This is a genomic window from Pseudalkalibacillus sp. R45, assembly GCF_052246725.1.
In the GTDB taxonomy this organism is placed as follows: domain Bacteria; phylum Bacillota; class Bacilli; order Bacillales; family Fictibacillaceae; genus Pseudalkalibacillus.
Genome location: NZ_JBQQCL010000001.1, coordinates 784044 through 801487, shown reverse-complemented (window position 1 = coordinate 801487; position 17444 = coordinate 784044). Strand labels below are relative to the sequence as shown.

19 protein-coding genes are annotated in these 17444 nt (G+C 40.0%); 9 read left to right on the top strand and 10 right to left on the bottom strand.

Features of this window, described 5'->3' with window-relative positions:
• Positions 1–247: 247 nt before the first annotated feature.
• Together ACTWQL_RS03865 and ACTWQL_RS03860 are read left to right on the top strand one after the other, a co-directional pair.
• Entirely contained in the window at positions 248–1048 is an 801-nt protein-coding gene (locus ACTWQL_RS03865; RefSeq protein WP_443141097.1) for an SGNH/GDSL hydrolase family protein, read from the top strand.
• A 284-nt stretch (positions 1049–1332) separates the two neighbouring features.
• Entirely contained in the window at positions 1333–2118 is a 786-nt protein-coding gene (locus ACTWQL_RS03860; RefSeq protein WP_443141096.1) for a LysM peptidoglycan-binding domain-containing protein, read from the top strand.
• 54 nt (positions 2119–2172) lie between these two features.
• Here the strand turns inward: ACTWQL_RS03860 and ACTWQL_RS03855 are convergent, their stop codons facing one another.
• The 8 genes from ACTWQL_RS03855 to ACTWQL_RS03820 form a co-directional block, all read right to left on the bottom strand.
• Positions 2173–2643: an NUDIX domain-containing protein gene (locus ACTWQL_RS03855; RefSeq protein ID WP_443141095.1), complete on the bottom strand. Its 471-nt coding sequence runs from the start codon at positions 2641–2643 to the stop codon at positions 2173–2175.
• Between the two features lie 84 nt (positions 2644–2727).
• The gene (locus ACTWQL_RS03850; RefSeq protein ID WP_443141094.1) at positions 2728–3435 is read right to left on the bottom strand and encodes an ABC transporter ATP-binding protein; all 708 of its coding nucleotides are present in this window, start codon (positions 3433–3435) and stop codon (positions 2728–2730) included.
• Positions 3422–3913 (bottom strand): ABC transporter permease, encoded by a 492-nt coding sequence (locus ACTWQL_RS03845; protein WP_443141093.1) that lies wholly within the window; start codon positions 3911–3913, stop codon positions 3422–3424. Before ACTWQL_RS03845 ends, ACTWQL_RS03850 begins: the two co-directional genes overlap by 14 nt.
• On the bottom strand, positions 3907–4569 hold the full coding sequence (locus tag ACTWQL_RS03840) for an ABC transporter permease (RefSeq protein WP_443141092.1): 663 nt from the start codon (positions 4567–4569) through the stop codon (positions 3907–3909). The genes ACTWQL_RS03845 and ACTWQL_RS03840 overlap by 7 nt, the downstream gene beginning before the upstream one ends.
• The gene (locus ACTWQL_RS03835) at positions 4566–5774 is read right to left on the bottom strand and encodes an ABC transporter permease (RefSeq protein WP_443141091.1); all 1209 of its coding nucleotides are present in this window, start codon (positions 5772–5774) and stop codon (positions 4566–4568) included. The genes ACTWQL_RS03840 and ACTWQL_RS03835 overlap by 4 nt, the downstream gene beginning before the upstream one ends.
• Positions 5775–5844: 70 nt before the next feature.
• A complete protein-coding gene (locus ACTWQL_RS03830; RefSeq protein WP_443141090.1) occupies positions 5845–7488 on the bottom strand; it encodes a hypothetical protein in 1644 nt (547 codons plus the stop codon).
• Positions 7489–7916: 428 nt separating this feature from the next.
• Entirely contained in the window at positions 7917–8486 is a 570-nt protein-coding gene (locus tag ACTWQL_RS03825) for a hypothetical protein (RefSeq protein WP_443141089.1), read from the bottom strand.
• Positions 8487–8567: 81 nt separating this feature from the next.
• Positions 8568–8693, bottom strand: coding sequence for a hypothetical protein (locus ACTWQL_RS03820; RefSeq protein WP_443141088.1), 126 nt, complete (start codon positions 8691–8693; stop codon positions 8568–8570).
• A 208-nt stretch (positions 8694–8901) separates the two neighbouring features.
• On the opposite strand from ACTWQL_RS03820, the gene ACTWQL_RS03815 reads away from it, so the two are divergent.
• Together ACTWQL_RS03815 and ACTWQL_RS03810 are read left to right on the top strand one after the other, a co-directional pair.
• On the top strand, positions 8902–9675 hold the full coding sequence (locus ACTWQL_RS03815) for a C40 family peptidase (protein ID WP_443141087.1): 774 nt from the start codon (positions 8902–8904) through the stop codon (positions 9673–9675).
• A gap of 172 nt (positions 9676–9847) precedes the next feature.
• Entirely contained in the window at positions 9848–11449 is a 1602-nt protein-coding gene (locus ACTWQL_RS03810; RefSeq protein WP_443141086.1) for an amidohydrolase, read from the top strand.
• Between the two features lie 69 nt (positions 11450–11518).
• Here ACTWQL_RS03810 and ACTWQL_RS03805 read toward each other — a convergent pair whose 3' ends face one another.
• Both ACTWQL_RS03805 and ACTWQL_RS03800 read right to left on the bottom strand, forming a co-directional pair.
• Positions 11519–11878, bottom strand: a complete 360-nt coding sequence (locus ACTWQL_RS03805; RefSeq protein WP_443141085.1) for a DUF4870 domain-containing protein — start codon at positions 11876–11878, stop codon at positions 11519–11521.
• Positions 11879–12038: 160 nt separating this feature from the next.
• A complete protein-coding gene (locus ACTWQL_RS03800; protein ID WP_443141084.1) occupies positions 12039–12365 on the bottom strand; it encodes a hypothetical protein in 327 nt (108 codons plus the stop codon).
• A 208-nt stretch (positions 12366–12573) separates the two neighbouring features.
• On the opposite strand from ACTWQL_RS03800, the gene ACTWQL_RS03795 reads away from it, so the two are divergent.
• From ACTWQL_RS03795 to ACTWQL_RS03775, 5 genes are all read left to right on the top strand, one after another.
• A complete protein-coding gene (locus ACTWQL_RS03795) occupies positions 12574–13074 on the top strand; it encodes a VanZ family protein (RefSeq protein ID WP_443141083.1) in 501 nt (166 codons plus the stop codon).
• Between the two features lie 408 nt (positions 13075–13482).
• Entirely contained in the window at positions 13483–14148 is a 666-nt protein-coding gene (locus ACTWQL_RS03790) for a sugar transferase (protein ID WP_443141082.1), read from the top strand.
• Between the two features lie 28 nt (positions 14149–14176).
• Entirely contained in the window at positions 14177–15100 is a 924-nt protein-coding gene (locus tag ACTWQL_RS03785; protein ID WP_443141081.1) for an NAD-dependent epimerase/dehydratase family protein, read from the top strand.
• 111 nt (positions 15101–15211) lie between these two features.
• The gene (locus tag ACTWQL_RS03780) at positions 15212–16339 is read left to right on the top strand and encodes a glycosyltransferase (protein ID WP_443141080.1); all 1128 of its coding nucleotides are present in this window, start codon (positions 15212–15214) and stop codon (positions 16337–16339) included.
• A complete protein-coding gene (locus ACTWQL_RS03775; protein WP_443141079.1) occupies positions 16340–17440 on the top strand; it encodes a glycosyltransferase in 1101 nt (366 codons plus the stop codon). It begins immediately after the preceding gene.
• The last annotated feature ends 4 nt before the right edge of the window (positions 17441–17444 follow it).

Genomic DNA, 17444 nt, shown 5'->3' with positions numbered 1-17444 from the left:
ACCAATTATACTAGAGTTCTATAACATTGTAAATTGCTATTTTAAGAAAACAATGTCGAAAAATGGAGTTAAATAGAACTAATAGAAAATTTTAGTTAAACAATACTATAGACCTATTTTACTAGAAAATTTGTTGCTGAAGCTTATTTAATAGATTTTCTATCATATTTTGACAAGATATGCTAGTTATAGCATTATTATTTATAGATAATTGTAACTTTAGGGTGTCGAAAGAAAGGTGCTAAATATGAAAAAAATACTATACATATTAACAATCATTTTATCCATAATGACAATTATTTTTGGTCATATTCATTGGAATTCAAAAATAAACGAAACTATTGCTAATGCAAAAGCAAATGCTGAATCGATCGTAGAAGAACAAACTAATGATGATCCAAGAGAAGATGAGTTTTCACAAGATATTGAAGAGTTAACTAAAAACCTATCTGATGAAACTCGTGAATTGATTACCAATGCTATCGAATCTGGTACCGAAATTGAAGTAGCGGTTATAGGTTCTGAAGCAATTGGTATGGGCGAAACCCCATGGCCAGAATTAATGCAAGCAGGGCTTGATGAGGCTTATGGTGAGGGTATATTTAATATTACACCTCATGACTTTGGGAAAGAGTTATCAGTTGATGCGATTGATCTAGAAAAAATGACAGAGGTTATTGATACTAAACCTGATATGGTACTTCTTGAACCATTCCTTATGAATGACAATGAAAAAGTCGAAATAGAACATACAATCGAAGCTATTAAAATATTGGATAGCAGATTTACAAAAAGCAATAATGATATCGTATTTATGTTACAGCCCTCTCATCCAATCTTTAACCCAAAGACATATGCTGGGCAAGTAGAAGGTGTTAAAAATTTTGCCGAAGAGGAAGAGATCACCTACCTCCATCATTGGGATAATTGGCCAGACGTAACTGATAATGAAGTTATAGAATATATACAAAATGACTTTTCAGGTCCAAATGATCAAGGTAATGAAGTTTGGGCAGAATATCTCGTAAACTACTTTATAGGAAAATAGATACCAAAAAGCCTCTACTACTTTAAAGGCTTTTTCTTTCTTTTCGATTGTAATGCAACTGTAACGTTAATGTTATGTTTATTATGATAAGATAACATAACATTCGGGGTTAGGGGATAAGGAATAAAGTAGCAAGAATAGAATATATAGCAATATTGATAGATTTCGATATCAGACATTACATATCTCAATTTCAAACATACATATAAGAAGTTCTACTTTTTGACTTACTCCCAATTGGTTTAACAGCCAGATCTACTAAAAATCCAATTGGAGGAGAAGTAATGAAGAAAAAGTTATTACCAATCGCACTTGCAACAGGGATCATGTTCTCTGGAGCAGGACAAGCATTCGGAGCAACAGGAAGTGACATCATCGATACAGGTGATAATTATTTAGGGACACCATACCAATATGGAGCGCCAGTAGGCTCTACGAGTTCGTTTGATTGTTCCTCTTATACAGTCACGGTGTTTAAAAAGCATGGCATCACTTTGCCAAGAACAAGCAGTGCTCAAGCTAATGTTGGTACAACCGTTTCGAAATCAAATCTAAAAGTTGGAGATTTGCTTTTCTACGATACGAATTTTAATGGTGTCATCAACCATGTAGCGATCTATGCTGGAAATGGGAAGATGCTAGGTGCTCAATCTTCTACAGGCGTAGCCTTTACAGATGCATTCTCACCATACTATTGGGGCGATCGTTTTGTAAAAGCGAAGAGAGTTCTAAAATCTGAAGTACCGAAATCTGAGACACCTGACATATCTGTCCATACTGTACAAAGTGGTGATACACTTTGGGACATTAGCATGAAATACAATACTTCAGTATCAAAGCTTAAAAGCTTGAACAATCTTTCATCAAACACCATATATGTTGGACAAAAATTGAAGGTGTCTGGTACATCTAGCACATCTACAAGCAGCAAGACGCATACAGTAAAACCCGGAGACACCTTATGGGATATCAGCATTAAATATGGTACTACTGTTAGTAAGTTAAAAGAAGTGAACAATCTTTCATCTAACACGATCTATCCAGGACAAACGTTTAAAATCCCTAACTAATAAAAAGAAAGATAAAATCCTTTTAGGTAGGCTTCCTACCTAAAAGGATTTTTTTTATGTATGTACCGTCCATACCTCCACTAGCTGTGGTGATTCGCGAATGACATTAGCTCTTACAAATTCTTGGCTTGTCAGGAGTGCTTTTAAAAACTCTTTGTCATGTTCTAGTATTTGATTGCTAGATTCTAGTCTATCGATTGGAAACCATGAAGGCGCAACTTTATCGGGTTCGTTCGATTTGAGTTCTCCATCGATCGATTTTGCTTCGAAAAAGAAGGAAATAGCGTGTTCATCTTTTTCATATGTAAAGTAAGTCACCATCCCTTTCAGCTCTAAATCAGAAACTAAAATTCCTGTTTCCTCATACGTTTCCCGGATGCAAGCTTCTTCCAGGGTCTCGAATTTTTCGACATGACCGCCTGGAGGGATGTAGAAGTTGTATGTAAGGTCTTGTTTGTCGAGTTTTTGAATCATGAGCATTTGGTTATCTTTGACTGCGATACAGGTGCTTTGAACTTTAATCATTAAAAAACCCCCAAATTATGTAATATCTATATATTACCATAAAATGGGAGTGTGGTTATGGATAATTAAACGTTTGATTGATGCTCAAGTTCGGATGATTTGCAGGTGTTTGAGCAGTTCCTGAGTTGGATTATGCGTGTGGGGTAGTTCGCTGATTGTGCTGAAATGTCGTAAAACGCCGTCCTCCAACACCAATACATAATGGCAAAGCATCTCAATTTCCTGCAGGTCATGGGATGAAAACAGGATCGTTTTGTCTGGACCCAACGCTTTTAAAAAGGCGACGATGTCTGTTTTGGATGGGATGTCGATTCCAACGGTAGGTTCGTCCATGATCAGGAGTTCAGGATTGTGAAGCAGGGCGACAATAATATTGAGTTTCCGCTGCATCCCGCCGGATAACTTATCGACGCGTTCGTTAAGCTTTTCCCTCAGGCCAACCATATCTACCAGCTGTAAAACCCAAGCCTCGGATACGGTACCTGGTGCCATGCCTGCCCAGAACTTCAAGTTTTCTTTTAAAGAAATGCTAGTATGGAGTGCGATTTCCTGTGGGACGTATCCGATTCTGCGCCTGAGCTGCTTTTTCTTTTTCGTAACAGATTGCCCGCGGACGAGGATTTCGCCTTTAGATGGAGTGACTAACGTTGCGATCATCTTCATCAATGTCGATTTTCCAGCTCCATTCGGTCCGACAAGCCCGACACGAGCCCCCTGTGGAATCATGAGATCGACGCCTTTGACTACATCTGTTCCTTTATATCGTTTGTATACGTTTCTAAGCTCGATCATGTCGCACAGCTCCAATCCCTAATCCTAAAATAATCGATCCAACCCCGAGCCCCAATAAAATGATGAGTTCAGTGGTTGTAGTTGAACGCGTTAAGCCGTTTAAAAACCAGTGTTGCGGTGTGTATTGAGATGCATTCGCTAGTCGATGGGAAAACTCCTCCAGTTTGAGAAAGCTTCCTCCTAATACACCAGTTACAACCGTTAGTGCAACAGCAATCAAATGATACAGAAGCGTGTTGCTTAACAGGTTTGCTAGAAGAAAGCCGAGTCCGGAACAGGAGACGACATAAGCAATGAACAATAGTCCTTTTTGTGCGAAATCTCCGTCACCTAGCAAAAGATAGATGGATACTGGTAAAAGTGATGCGAGAATAACGGTTACGGAACCAAGTAGGTTGGAGAAGGAGCGAGTTAGGCGGTTGACGCCGAACATCCCTGTTCTTGATGCAAGTCCGTTTCCTCGCTCTGTCATCACCATGTTTGTATATAAAAGCTAATGAGCAGGATATAGACACTGAGCATTCCGAACAACAGTGGTTTTGTGTTTTTTTCTGTTTTCTGATTTTGAGCTTGTTTTCCTGCTTTTTCATGTTTAATGGTCATTAAAGGTTTAGGTTCCCATTGATCATCGGTATATTTCCAGGCGTACTCATACACATTAGCTCCATTAAATTGGTTCGCCAGGTAAGTGGCAGCTTTTCCGTTGCTTGCAAGCCGGATCACTTCGCTTGCCACATATTCCTCGACCAGGCCGGTTGAAATCGCATTCGGTGCTTTCCATAATTGAATGACACCTTTGATTTCACCTTGCTTTACTTTTTCCTCTATACCCTTTGTAAAAACGACGGCAACTTCAGCTTGATTTGTTTCAAGAAGGCGTTTCGCTTCAACCTCCGATTTTTCAATGATTTGGAGTGTTTCATTGTCTTTTATTCGATTAATGATCGTGGTGACTGTTTCGTTTTCTTCCTCCGTTACCACAATGACAGGAATTTTCAACTGATCTGATCCTTTTGAAAGCAATTGTTCAGCACCCCAAAAGACGAGTAGGGGGAGGATGAGCATCAAAAGGAACTGCCATTTGTTGCTCAAAGTGATTTTCCATCTTGTGCGGATTAAATGCCACATTCTCATGACTGCTTCACCCGCCTTACTATATAGGAGGAGAAGAGAAGTGCCCCTGTCATTCCAGCTAACACACCAAGACTTGAGAACAATACATCTTCGTTTTCTATAAAGATGGAGTGCACTAGGCTAGTATGAAGCCAGTGTGACAGAGTTGATAGGTTAATCCACTCTAAAATCCCGGTGTAGTAGGACTCAGGAAAAATCAAACTTCCACCCGCTGCAAAAACTACGAGACCAAGAAATCCAAGGAAAAACCGTATTCCTTCCGCTATTGGAAGATTCGATAAAAATGTGTACCAGGCACCGATGACGATGATGGCTGTTATGAAGGTAAGCACACTCCAACCGTAATGACCAGTTACCTCTAAGTCCGTCAAGATCCATAAGGAGATAATGATCAATACCGCCTGCATGAACAAAATGGTGACTTGGGTGGCGAGTCCGCTGAATAGGTGGGCCCCAGATGATACACCGAAAGTTCGTAAGCGTTCGTCGATTTTAGCATTTGTTGAAGAGGTCATGCTCATCGTAAGCAATCCGGTCAACAGCAACAAGAAGATGAAGCCGGAAATGCTGTAATATTTGAGTGGTGTAACCCCCTGGAACGACTTGATTTCTTCTATATCGAACATGATCTTACGGTTGAAAGCGAAAGTCGTGAAGTCAAAAATCATTTGATTCGATACTTTCATTACATAATCATTAGAATAATTCTCTTCCTTTAAATAATCGTAAATGGTGTTGACGCCACTCTGGGCAGCACTAATCAAGTCCGCTGAGCTGTTCATCATTTCAAGGAAGAGGGCCGATTGGAATGGTCGTTGTTCGTTGGTGATGACGGTGACCGATTTGTTGTCACCGAATTTGATTCCATTTGCAAACCCCTCTGGAATCATTAAAATCGAAGCAATTTTGTTTTGTTCTAACAGGTTCAGAGCTTTTTTTTCGTCCATCGTTCTGAAGGTGATCAATGCTTCAATTTCTTCATCATCCTGGAATTGCTGGATCAACAAACGGGTTTGAGCATCGTCATCTTTATTCACGATCGCGACATCAAAAGGAGGAAGCATAGACTCTGATTTGAGTACATTTTCAAGTCCATATAGTAAAAAGCCGATGAGAGTAAAAGGCATGAAAAAAAGGACCACCCATGCGAGAGGCTGACGGAAGATTTCCTTCAATTGTGTCTGTGCAAGTGTGAATGCTCTCATCGTGATCTCCTAATTATCAGTGTAAAAAGAAGGCAAGTGTGGAGGAGTCTCAGACACTTGCCTACCTTTTTTAGTTGAACATTTGTGGACCGTTCATCATCATTCCTTGAATGCGTGTTTGAATTTCTGTCATGATGCGTTCCATTTCTTCAGGGCTCATTTCTGCTACATTTTCCCCGTCCTCAGCAACATTCGGGAATTTCAGATTTTTAGTGAACTCCGTTTTGCTATCATAATCGAACGTTACATGGATTGGTGCGCCGAGTCCAGCATCAACTTCCAATCCAAATTCGCCATTCGATGCATATGTTCTGTTATCAAGGTCATCCGTCACTTTACGTGTGAAGTGTCCTTTTAATGGTGGGATTCCAGCGTTCGACGGATCTTTGATTGCTGCTTCAAAATCTGCTTTCATGTCTTCTGGAGTACCTGTGATTTTTGCTGAAAGGTTTGCTCCTGTAACTTTTCCTGCTTCCGCGAAGGCGAATGTTCCAGTGATGTCGCGCGTTGCTGCATCACCTTCCCCTTTTTTACCTTTGATTTCAACCAGCATTTTTCCATAGTCTTGCTTTTCGCCGTTTTCAGGGAAGACGTTGATCTCCCATTTTCCGTCAGTGATAAGATCGTCTGAGCGTAGTGCGTGGCTGGAATAATCAATGACGACGAGCTCTGACTCATTACCAATTTTAAAATCAATGTCACGCTTGACGATGACTTCGTTCTTATCAATCAGGACGACGCTCTTGAAGCCTTCAGGGATTTTCACCTGATCGATGTTGTCTGATGCTTTCTTCAGTTCTGTCTGGATGGTTTCTTTCATATCAGCGGTTTCCATACCAGGAGCAGTGAATGCTGTGTTGCCGTTAGCCTCGATGAGGAGGTCAAGTAATTCTTCATCTTCTCTGACTTTGTCGATCAACGCTTTAAGGATGTCTTTTGTTTCTTTTTCAGATAGTTCGAGTGTAAGCTGCTTGTATTTGTTTCCTTCGAACTCGACTCCGCTTTTTTCAGTGACATTCTCGTCTTTGATTTTTTCGAGAAGGAATTTTCCGTATTCTTCAGCATGCTCTTCGTACTTTTCTTGATTTTTCATCGCTTCGAGCTGCATTTTCACAACGTTATCAATTTCCTCAGGACCTTCGTAAGCAGGATCAAATTTTTTCATCACTTCGCCGAACTGGTCGTTGTTCAAGTAAAGATAGTTGTTATATAGAAGCGGAACATTCAAACCTGTCAGATCTTCAGATTGATAGGCTTCCGCTTTGATGAATTCTGTTCCGCCCATGCCGGCATTCAGCTCAGCAATCCCTTCGTTTTTCTCAGGGTTAAGTTGTGCGGACATGCTCAATTTCACGTCATTCAGCATGGAGGCGAACATTGCCATGTTCGGGTCAATCGCTTGAAGCCCATCGATGCTCTTAAGACCTAGTGTAAGGGTCGATTTAGAAGGCTCTTCCATCATCTTTTCATTAACATCTTCATTGACTGCAAACGTCTTATTGAAGGATTCCTGCGTTTGTTCCATTGTATTTTTTTCAGCTAGAAAGTACGTCTCTTTCGGAGATAGGTTGAAAAACATCGCATATACCGTTGTACTGATTCCAAGTAATACGATGACTGCAAGCGAGATCAGAATCGGTTTTTTGCTTTTGCCCGGTTGTTGCGACGGTTCGATTGAAGCAGCTGTTTCATTTTTTCCTTGATTGTAATCCATCTTTGTCCTCCCATTAAGTATGTATTATAAGACTATGAATCTCCTGTCCAATAAATACGGATAAGCCTCAGAATAGTTTCTGTAACATTCGACATATTTAAGGAAATTCTTTGAAGAAATCTCATGCTTTACTAATCCTACACCGTACCACAACCCGTTTCAACCATATTTTTTCAAAATAATAAAGAAAGGTATATTTTACCAAATTTCATCTGTAGTCATTACCATTCTGCCCAAACAAGAAGCATAGAATACTAGTTTAAATGAAAGGCTGTGTACCAGGCACGACAATTCTACCCTTGTGCGCCAAGGGATCTCAGAAAGTGCCAGGCACCGTTTCGGAAGTCAGTGATACCAAGGGGGTTGAAACGGTGCCTGGTACACAAGTACAAAAAAGACCTCTGTCCGGGCAGAGATCGGTCGTTGCTTTATGTGTTTTTGGCGTATTCATTATAGAAGGATTCCAGGAATTTCAGGTTTCTGTTCAATCCCATATTAAGATTACTGTATTGTCGTTCAAGTGTGAATCTTGAGTTGCCGTTGGAGTTTATGATGTCTTTAATGTTCTCTTCTAAGACGATCGTATTCTCTAAAAGTAACCTAAGGTAATCTTCTGTGTTCTTTTCATAGGATTCCTCGAAAGCTAATTCAATCAGTATTTTTCTTGTTTCCTTAAGCTCAAGCAACAAGCTAGCCAAACTATGCTTCGTAATTTTTGACCCCTCATCACTTAAAAAGCTGTCATCTTCATACATCTCAATTATGTATTGAATTCTTTCATTGGTAAGGTCCTTTTGGTTTCGCGAATTTTTATTGTACGTATTTTTAAAGCGATTCAAATCATCTTTATACTGTTCCACTACGACAGGATCAGGATTATAAGAAAAAGATTTATAGATACTTAACTGTGAAAATGGGAAAAACCAAGAAATAGCAGCTATGATGATTGTACAAACAATTAATAAACGGATCAGAATTTTCTTAGTGGTTTTCTTCAACGGATCTCCTCCTATGTTCCTGCCTCCATCACTAACCAATATTAACAAACATCTTAAATATTACCAATAAAAAGAAATTGTTTACTTATCCACAGTGTACCAGGCACCGAAATTCAGTCCTAGAGCCGCAAGGGATTTCAGAAAGTGCCAGGCACCGTTTTGGATCCCTTGGTACCATTGGCTTCGTAAACGGTGCCTGGCACGCATATCGATAAGCCCCTCCGCATAAAGTGAGTTAGACCGAGCAATAGAGGGCTTTTCCGACACAGACAGGCGCGAAGGAACCGAGTCCAAGTCGAACAACTACTTAAAAACAACGGGAGGGATTCGGATGAAAAAGGTTTTGCCTGGAGCACTGGCCGCTGGTTTTGTTATGACTGTCGGAACAGAGGCATATGCACATTCCGGAGAATAGGTGATCGAGAGCGCGAAGAAATTCTTGGGTACGCAGTACAAGTTTGGTTCGGCGGTCGGAAACACATCAAGCTTTGATTGTTCTTCTTTTACAGCGACGGTTTTCAAAAAGCATGGCGTGAAGCTGCCAAGAACAAGCCGTGCTCAGGCTAAAGTAGGTAAACCCGTCCGCAGTGGTGATCTCCAACCAGGGGATCTTGTGTTCTTCGATACGAATTTTAACGGAAAAATTAATCACGTCGCAATCTATGCTGGAAACGGAAAAATGATCGGGGCTCAGAGCAAAGGGGTCGGCTATGCAAATCCGTTTTCTCCATATTATTGGAGCGACCGATATGTGACAGCGAGAAGAGTACTCTCTGATTCTGTTAAAGTCGAAAAGGCACCGACCCTAACACTCGTAAAAGGAAACAAGAAAGTCGAGAAAACGAAAGGAGTCCAGGTAACCGTAAAATCGATCCGCTTCCATACGGTCAGGAAAGGAGATACGCTCTGGGACATCAGCCGACGCTACAAAACGAATGTCCAGACGTTGAAAATGTTGAATGACATCAAGTCGCATTGGATCTATCCCGGCCAGACAATTCAGCTTCCAATCAAGGAAAAATCAAGGGGTGTCATTGTCCGTTCCTACAGCATGTACAACATCCAAAAGGGTGACACGCTATGGGGCATCGGCAAAAAATATGGTGTCTCTGTGGAAAAGCTGATGAAAGTCAATAAGCTGAGTTCTTCGCTCATTTACCCAGGTCAGCAGTTAATGATTCCTAAATAAGCCTTCATAAGAATATTTTCAAGGAATTGCGGGTAGTCAATAACTAGTGATTACCCGCAACTTTTTTCTTGCATTTAAAGAAAGTATAAAATACTTTCTTCAATATAAGGACAACTAAGGCTCAGCCAGCGCTAAGGCTTGGCTTTGCCAAGTTTACTTTAGGAGGTTTATCATGACCGTAATAGACAACGTATACCTATACCGACCAGAAGTAAAAGAGGACAAGCAAATTCACCATATTGAAATTGAAGATGGAAAAATCAGATCGATCAATAAGGGCAGGGCAGATTCACAAACCGATGATGTCATCGATGGCAACGGAGCGACGGTGACCGCCTCTTTCAACGACACCCATATGCACCTGCTTCGCTACGGTTTGATGAAAAAAGAATTGGACCTTCGGAAGGTGACTTCATGGCGTGAAATGAAAGAAATCGTACGCAATGAATACAATGAAAAAATGATGGAAGAACACGACTGGGTCATCGGTCGTGGTGTGATTGATGATCAATTTGAAGATATAGACCACCCTTTAACTGCAAAAGAACTGGAAGAACTCGAGTACGAGAAACCGATGTTCTTTTTACATGATGATGGACACGAATGCATCGTGAATGAAGAAGCTATGAAAATCCTCCGGAAAGAACCAGAGCTTGAAAAATATCATGACAGATTCATCGAAAAAGATGAAAATGGCAACTCGAACGGTCGCTTCAAGGATACGGCGGTACACTTCATCAAGTACCATTTCAGGGATAAGACGGAAGAGGAAACGTACGAAGCCATTGAAGACGCTATCCCTCATCTGCTTGAGCATGGAATCACTTCGGTCCAAACGGATGATGTCAATTTTGCGGGTTCCTTCGATCAAGTGTGGCGCACGTATACCGACCTTGAAAAAGACGGTAAGCTGCCAATCAGAGCTCAACTGCACCATTATATTTATGCTGTTGAGGATTTGAAAAACTTTCTTGAAAACGATGAAAAGCGAACTGGCGATGGAACAGACAGAGTGACAGTCGGTGCTTTCAAGATCTTTTTGGATGGAACACAGCGGTTGCATACAGCTGCACTTCGGAAACCTTATTATGATCAACCCGAGACTGATGGTGAGCTAATTTACACCCAGGAAGAATTGAATGAAATGGTGAAAACGGCAGATGAAAATATTATGCAGGTGGCGATGCATGCAATCGGAGATCGTGCCGTCGAACAAGCCCTTAACGCGATCGAGCAAGTGGGTGCGGTGAAAATGCGTCATCGGATTATTCACGCGCAGGTTTTAGCGCCGGACCTACTAGAGAGGCTCCAGAAAATCAAACCTTACCTCGAGATCCAGCCTAATTTTATGATGGATGAATACGATCAGACAGCGGACTGGGTCGGAAGAGAGCGGGAGCGGTACTGTAACCCATGGAACACAGTGGATCAGATGGGGATTCCGTATACGGGGAGCTCAGACAGTCCAATTGGTGAGCTTTCGCCGCTCGTGAACATTTTTGCCGGAGTGAACCGGACCGATGAAGACGGCAAGCCAGAGGGTGGATGGCTGCCTGATGAAAAACTTCCGCTTGATAAAATGTACAAAGCTTACACCGAAACAGGGGCATATCTTGACTTCCAGGAGGATTGGAAAGGGAAGCTTGAAGAAGGGTATGTGGCAGACCTCGTTCTGTTATCGGACCATCCGGCAGAAGTTGATCCGAAAGATTTGAAAGACATTCAAGTTCTGGAAACCTGGTTTAATGGGGAAAGAGTATATAAAAAAGGTTAAAGGATATCTAACTATTATCCCGATTAAAAAGGCATGCGCTCATAGTCGAACGCATGCTTTTTCACATTGCTATTTAATGAAACGAATCGTCAATGGAAAGCGGTAGTAATTACCTTCACTTGCCCGAATCGTTCCAATGATCATGAATATCAGATGTAAGATCACTACGATAGGGAGTAACGCGAATCCTATGAGGATTATCATTAACGCTCCAGCCACCAGTCCATATATGAAGAAACTAATTTGAAAGTTCAATGCCTCTTTACCATGGTAATCCACATAAGCGTATTCATCTTTTTTAAGTAACCAGAGCAGAAGCGGTCCAATTATGAAACCGAGCGCTGCTGTCAAATAACCCGCAAAAGCAGCTAGATGAACATACATACCCCAATTTCTCTCATCTTTGGATAATTCACTATTATGATCCAAAATAATCGCTCCTTTTTATTAATAGTCAACAGGGGTACCAGGCACCGTTCTGAAACCCTTAGTATATCTGTGTTCATGATGGGTGCCAGGCACCGTTTCAAACCCCTTGGTATGACTGCGTTCTTAAACGGTGCCTGGCACCGATGCGGTACTGCGGTCGTTATCCGATCACTTCTACTTCGTCTTCATCTTTGTCTTTTCGTATGGCGCTGATCAATAGGATGATGGCTGTGATGCTATGCATGAACCAGCCTACAAATGGAATCCAGGCTATACATGAAGTTATGATTCCGAAAATGCTTCCGGCTCGTTGAAAACTAATTTTCGCTTCCTTGTTTACATATACAAGTGTAACAATATGAAGGCCTAACATCACAAACAACGGGATGTACCAATTCGCTAAGACGAATGTCCCGCCAATGAACGGGATTGCAAGGAAAGCTTCACACCCTCCGGTTATCCATTGAAGAACTTTATATGTTTTCATTTGAAATTTCGTCCTTTCTTCCTGAATGATTATTTATACCATATATTATATACGGTCACATCGGGAAAAAAGTCTCAAGTTTTTATTCCTTAAAACTTTTCAAGCTGTTTTGTCGGTATTATAGTTGATTATAGTTTATAATATGGAAATGTTGACAATAGAAACCATTCTCTTGTAAGAGAATGATCTTAATGAGGATGCATTATTTATGAAAAGGTTTTTGATTTACTGGACACCTGTGCTGATTTGGGCAGGAATTATTTTTTACTCTTCCTCTCAACCGTATGAGGAGCAAGATGTCCGGCCATTTTTGCAAGGAGAAATTCCTTTGGCCTGGGTTGAAGAGGCTTTTCGTCATGTCCATTTCTATTATGCAGATGCAGAGATAAGTATTAAGAACCTGGGGAGTGCCGGCTTTATTGAATTTTTCATTCGTAAAGGAGCCCACCTCGGGGTGTATATGATCCTTTCTCTTCTTCTGTACAGAGCCATATCCAACACTAAATCCTTCACTCATTCTAACCAAATGACGACAGTAATAATTGCTGTTTTATACGCAGTTTCGGATGAAATTCATCAAGGGTTTACAGTTAACAGAACACCACTCCCTGCGGATGTGCTATTGGATACCTTCGGGGTTTTAATCGGAGTGTTCATCGGACATTTAATTATGAATAACAAAAGAACCAAAACTAAAAATATCGCTTGAATGGGCAGTAAGCATTAATTCAGCAAAAATTAACATCGCGATATTGCAAATCAAAAAAACGATGATATGATTGATAAGGTGTAAATTTCGTGAAACTAAATAGCTTGTATAATCGTCTGTATTTATGACGAATAATGGATACATTTTGCCTTCAATTGTGACCATTTTGTTTTAATTATGGTAATAAGGGTAAAAAACGTAATGAATTCCTTCTAATTTCTCTTTTGTTTATTAATGGATATGCTATAATACTACTAGTTTTTACATAAACAGACAAAATACTTATATCAGAATAACGTCCTGTTACATCTTAATCCCTTGAAAATTATTCTAAATGGTATTGCGCCTTTTAAAGGCAACAAACCTATAAATCTATTTAACAAATACTTGTAGAGGTGATAGTTAGTCATGGCATTGCCTAGAGCACAATCGAACTATTATCGGGAATATAAAGTTTCAAAACAAAGCAATCAATTCCAATCAGAAAAAATAAAAGTAATGAATCCAATTGGGAAACGCATTTTTGATATTTTATTTTCGATCGTACTATTAGCATTAACACTTCCGATCATGCTGGTTACGATGCTAGCCATCCGGTTAGAATCACCAGGTTCGCCACTTTTCTTTCAAGAGAGAGTCGGTCTCAATGGAAAAGTATTTAAGGTGATCAAATTACGGTCGATGAGAAATGATGCTGAAAAAAATGGGCCTCAATGGGCACAAAAGAATGATGCACGTGTAACGAAGGTTGGAGCATTCATCAGAAAGACGAGAATTGATGAACTTCCTCAGGTATTGAATGTTCTAAAAGGTGATATGAGCCTTGTAGGACCAAGACCTGAGCGTCCAGTTTTTGTTGAACAATTCAATCAAGAAATTCCAGGATTCGTTAATCGTTTATCTGTAAAACCTGGACTGACTGGTTGGGCACAGGTAAATGGAGGATATGATATCACTCCTAATGAAAAATTGGCACTCGATTTGTACTATATTCGAAACTTAAGCCCGGATTTTGATATGAAGATTTTATATAAGACAGTAAAAGTAGTAATAACAGGAGACGGCGCTAGATAACCCAGCACGAGTCTCAGGAGGATGCTTTGTGAGTAAAATAATGGTAACAGGCGGCAGCGGCTTTATAGGTTCTCATATTGTAGAAGAACTACTTGATGAAGGACATGAGGTCATCGTCGTTGATAATTTTTCAACTGGAAAGAAAGAGAACCTGAACAAAAAGGATGTCTCTGTTTTTGATTGTGATATTCGAAGTCAAAAGCTAGAAGAAATCATTCGAGAAAATTCACCAGAATACATTATTCATCAAGCTGCACAGTCAAGTGTTCCTATTTCTATAAATGATTTTCTGTATGATCATGACGTGAATATCAAAGGTTCTCTTAACATAATTGATCTTGCTCGTAAAAACGGTGTAAAAAAAATTGTATTTGCTTCATCTGCAGCTATTTATGGTAACCCAGTTTCATTACCCGTTAATGAAAAACACCCTGTTAATCCTTTATCTCCTTATGGAGTTTCAAAGTTAACAATCGAAAACTATTTGAAAATATCAAAAGAATTATATGGCCTGGATTATACGGTTCTTCGTTATGGAAATGTATATGGTCCCCGGCAAGATGCTCAAGGTGAAGGTGGCGTGGTAGCCATCTTCGCTGACCGGATTATGAAAGGTGAGGTTCCTTATATCCATGGAGATGGGAATCAAACAAGAGATTTTATTTTTGTAAAAGATATAGCGAGAGCGAATGTGTCTGCACTTAAAAATGGCAACGGTGCGCATCTGAATCTTTCTTCAAACACGGAGATAACAATTAATAAGTTGTTTGGCACGATGAGCAAGCTTTCTGGTAAAGAGATTAAACCTAGATACACGGATGCTCGCTCAGGAGATATACGTGAAAGTGTGCTTTGCAACAAATCAGCTATCGAAAAGCTGCAATGGGAGCCGATTTATACATTAGAAGATGGACTCCGTATGACACTTGATCATTACATGAAGAATCATTAATTAGGTTGCATCTTCCATATGGGGTGTTGGGGAGTTTATCGATACCAGCCCTCCTCATTTGGAAGATGCTTCTTTTTTTGGAAAAAGACTCAAAACTCGAGGAGACAGATTATGAATTTGATTCTTTTATATTTTCCGTACGAACTGCAGAAGAACCCTAAAAGTGGTTCCGGTGTAAGACCGAAAAAAATTACAGAAGCGTTTCAAAGATATGCGGATTCTAATAATATGAGACTTGAAATCATTTCAGGTCATAGTGAAGAAAGAAAACGTCTCACTGAAAGCTTCAAACAAAAAGGTCTCGTGAACGAAACCCTTTTTTGCTATATGGAAAACAGTACAATGCCATATTGGCTCACAGACAAAGATCATTTTCCTCGTCATCCGAAAACTGATGCGAGCTTTTGGATGTACTTGAAAAAGCATAAAGTGCCGATCAGCCTTTTTTACAGAGATGTATATTGGAAATTCGATGATATGTATGTTCCGCCTGGAGGAAAGAAAGTCTTTACCCCAATAATGCGAGCGATCTACCAGAAAGAATTGCGAACTTTCTCCAAAGTAGTTGATTTATTGTATCTGCCATCCTTAGAAATGAATCAGTCGGTTGGCTGGACAGGAGAATATTCTGAACTCCCACCTGGGATGGAAGGGATGCATGTTCAATCAACTCAATCACGTGGTAAAGAGACTGCGTCAGCTGTTTTTGTTGGCGGTATCAGCGACCAAAAAGGGATGTTGATGTTACTGGAAGTTTTCAAGAAAATCAACGCCACTAAAGCAGTCGATCTTCAACTCGTTTGTCGAGAAAACGAATATCGAAAATATATAGAAATGCACAAATACGAAACAGAGACATGGCTTACGGTAAGCCATAAATCAGGTCAAGAATTGAAGGACGTATATGAACAAGCCGATATTGCCCTCATACCAAGAGAAATCAACACCTATCACGATTTTGCCGTTCCTGTAAAGTTGTTTGAATACCAATCGTATGGTTTACCGATTGTGGCTACGAATTGTAAAGCACAGGCGAGAATTTTGAATGATGAGAAAACAGGGAAAACCGCTGATGATAATGCAGAAGATTTTTCGAAGGCAATTTTAGAGGCTATAGAACCTACGAATCTACAAATGATGAAAGAAAATATCATCAATAATAGTTTTAATCGTCATTCATGGGACGCAAGAATCACTAAAGTTGTAAACGATATGACAGCAATAAGAGAGGGGAAATAAATGAAACTCCTTATATTAGCTCCAGCAAACAACCCGCATACAAAGAAATGGTTAGCTTATTACAATGATAAGGGTTATGAAACCATCAATGTAAGCTTTGATAGTCATGAGGATACAGAAGATCGTTCCCATTGGCAAAATGTAAAGACGATCTATCTGAATTTAAAAATGAAGAGTAAATTAGCTTATTTCTTAACTGTACCTGAATTGCAAAAAATACTTAAAAAGGAAAAACCGGAAATATTCCATTCTCATTATGTATCAAGCTATGGCGTAATTGGTGCAATGGCTGGATATCATCCATATGTTATTTCTGTTTGGGGAAGCGATATTTATGATTTTCCTAAAGAGAATACGATTAATAAGAGATTAGTAAAGTATGCGTTGAGTAAAGCCGATGCTATCGGGTCCACGAGTGAAGTGATGAAGGTTGAGACAGCACAGTATACCAATAAAAATATTGATGTTACTCCATTTGGGGTTGATATGAACAAGTTCAGTCCGGATCCTAGTCGGAAAAACCCTGAGACTGTGACGTTTGGTATTGTAAAAACGATGAAACCGAAATACGGAATCAAGTATTTGGTTGAAGGGTATAAAAAGTTCAAAGACAATGTGTCGGATGAGGCATATCGAAAAACGCGACTTGTCATTGTAGGCGGTGGACCACAATTAGAAGAATACGAGGGGTTAGCCAAAGAACTTGGTATTGAGGATCAGACAGAATTCACAGGGAACATTCCACATGAAAAAGTACCTGATATGATCAACACATTCGATGTGTTTTTTGTCCCTTCTGTCTTAGATAGTGAAAGTTTCGGAGTAGCGGCAGTGGAAGCTCAAGCATGTGGTGTACCGGTAGTTGTATCGAACGTTGGGGGCTTACCGGAAGTCGTTCGCGATGAACATACAGGTTACATCATACCGTCTGAAAACAGCGAAGCTATAGCTGAAAAGATGGCGTTTTTAGTGGATAAAGAAGATATGCGCACAACACTCGGTAATAATGGAAGAGAACATGTCGTCAGTCATTATAAATGGGAAGATAACGCAGAACTCATGTCTGAAATTTATAACAGAATTCTTTCCAAAAGGGGATAAGTGA

Coding starts and splice junctions, on each gene's coding strand:
- ACTWQL_RS03790 (WP_443141082.1), top strand. CDS start 13,483: ATGGCATTGCCTAGAGCACAATCGAACTATTATCGGGAATATAAAGTT.
- ACTWQL_RS03855 (WP_443141095.1), bottom strand. CDS start 2,643: ATGATTAAAGTTCAAAGCACCTGTATCGCAGTCAAAGATAACCAAATG.
- ACTWQL_RS03865 (WP_443141097.1), top strand. CDS start 248: ATGAAAAAAATACTATACATATTAACAATCATTTTATCCATAATGACA.
- ACTWQL_RS03775 (WP_443141079.1), top strand. CDS start 16,340: ATGAAACTCCTTATATTAGCTCCAGCAAACAACCCGCATACAAAGAAA.
- ACTWQL_RS03830 (WP_443141090.1), bottom strand. CDS start 7,488: ATGGATTACAATCAAGGAAAAAATGAAACAGCTGCTTCAATCGAACCG.
- ACTWQL_RS03780 (WP_443141080.1), top strand. CDS start 15,212: ATGAATTTGATTCTTTTATATTTTCCGTACGAACTGCAGAAGAACCCT.
- ACTWQL_RS03800 (WP_443141084.1), bottom strand. CDS start 12,365: ATGAAAACATATAAAGTTCTTCAATGGATAACCGGAGGGTGTGAAGCT.
- ACTWQL_RS03860 (WP_443141096.1), top strand. CDS start 1,333: ATGAAGAAAAAGTTATTACCAATCGCACTTGCAACAGGGATCATGTTC.
- ACTWQL_RS03795 (WP_443141083.1), top strand. CDS start 12,574: ATGAAAAGGTTTTTGATTTACTGGACACCTGTGCTGATTTGGGCAGGA.
- ACTWQL_RS03845 (WP_443141093.1), bottom strand. CDS start 3,913: ATGGTGATGACAGAGCGAGGAAACGGACTTGCATCAAGAACAGGGATG.
- ACTWQL_RS03850 (WP_443141094.1), bottom strand. CDS start 3,435: ATGATCGAGCTTAGAAACGTATACAAACGATATAAAGGAACAGATGTA.
- ACTWQL_RS03840 (WP_443141092.1), bottom strand. CDS start 4,569: ATGAGAATGTGGCATTTAATCCGCACAAGATGGAAAATCACTTTGAGC.
- ACTWQL_RS03835 (WP_443141091.1), bottom strand. CDS start 5,774: ATGAGAGCATTCACACTTGCACAGACACAATTGAAGGAAATCTTCCGT.
- ACTWQL_RS03820 (WP_443141088.1), bottom strand. CDS start 8,693: ATGCGTGCCAGGCACCGTTTACGAAGCCAATGGTACCAAGGGATCCAA.
- ACTWQL_RS03810 (WP_443141086.1), top strand. CDS start 9,848: ATGACCGTAATAGACAACGTATACCTATACCGACCAGAAGTAAAAGAG.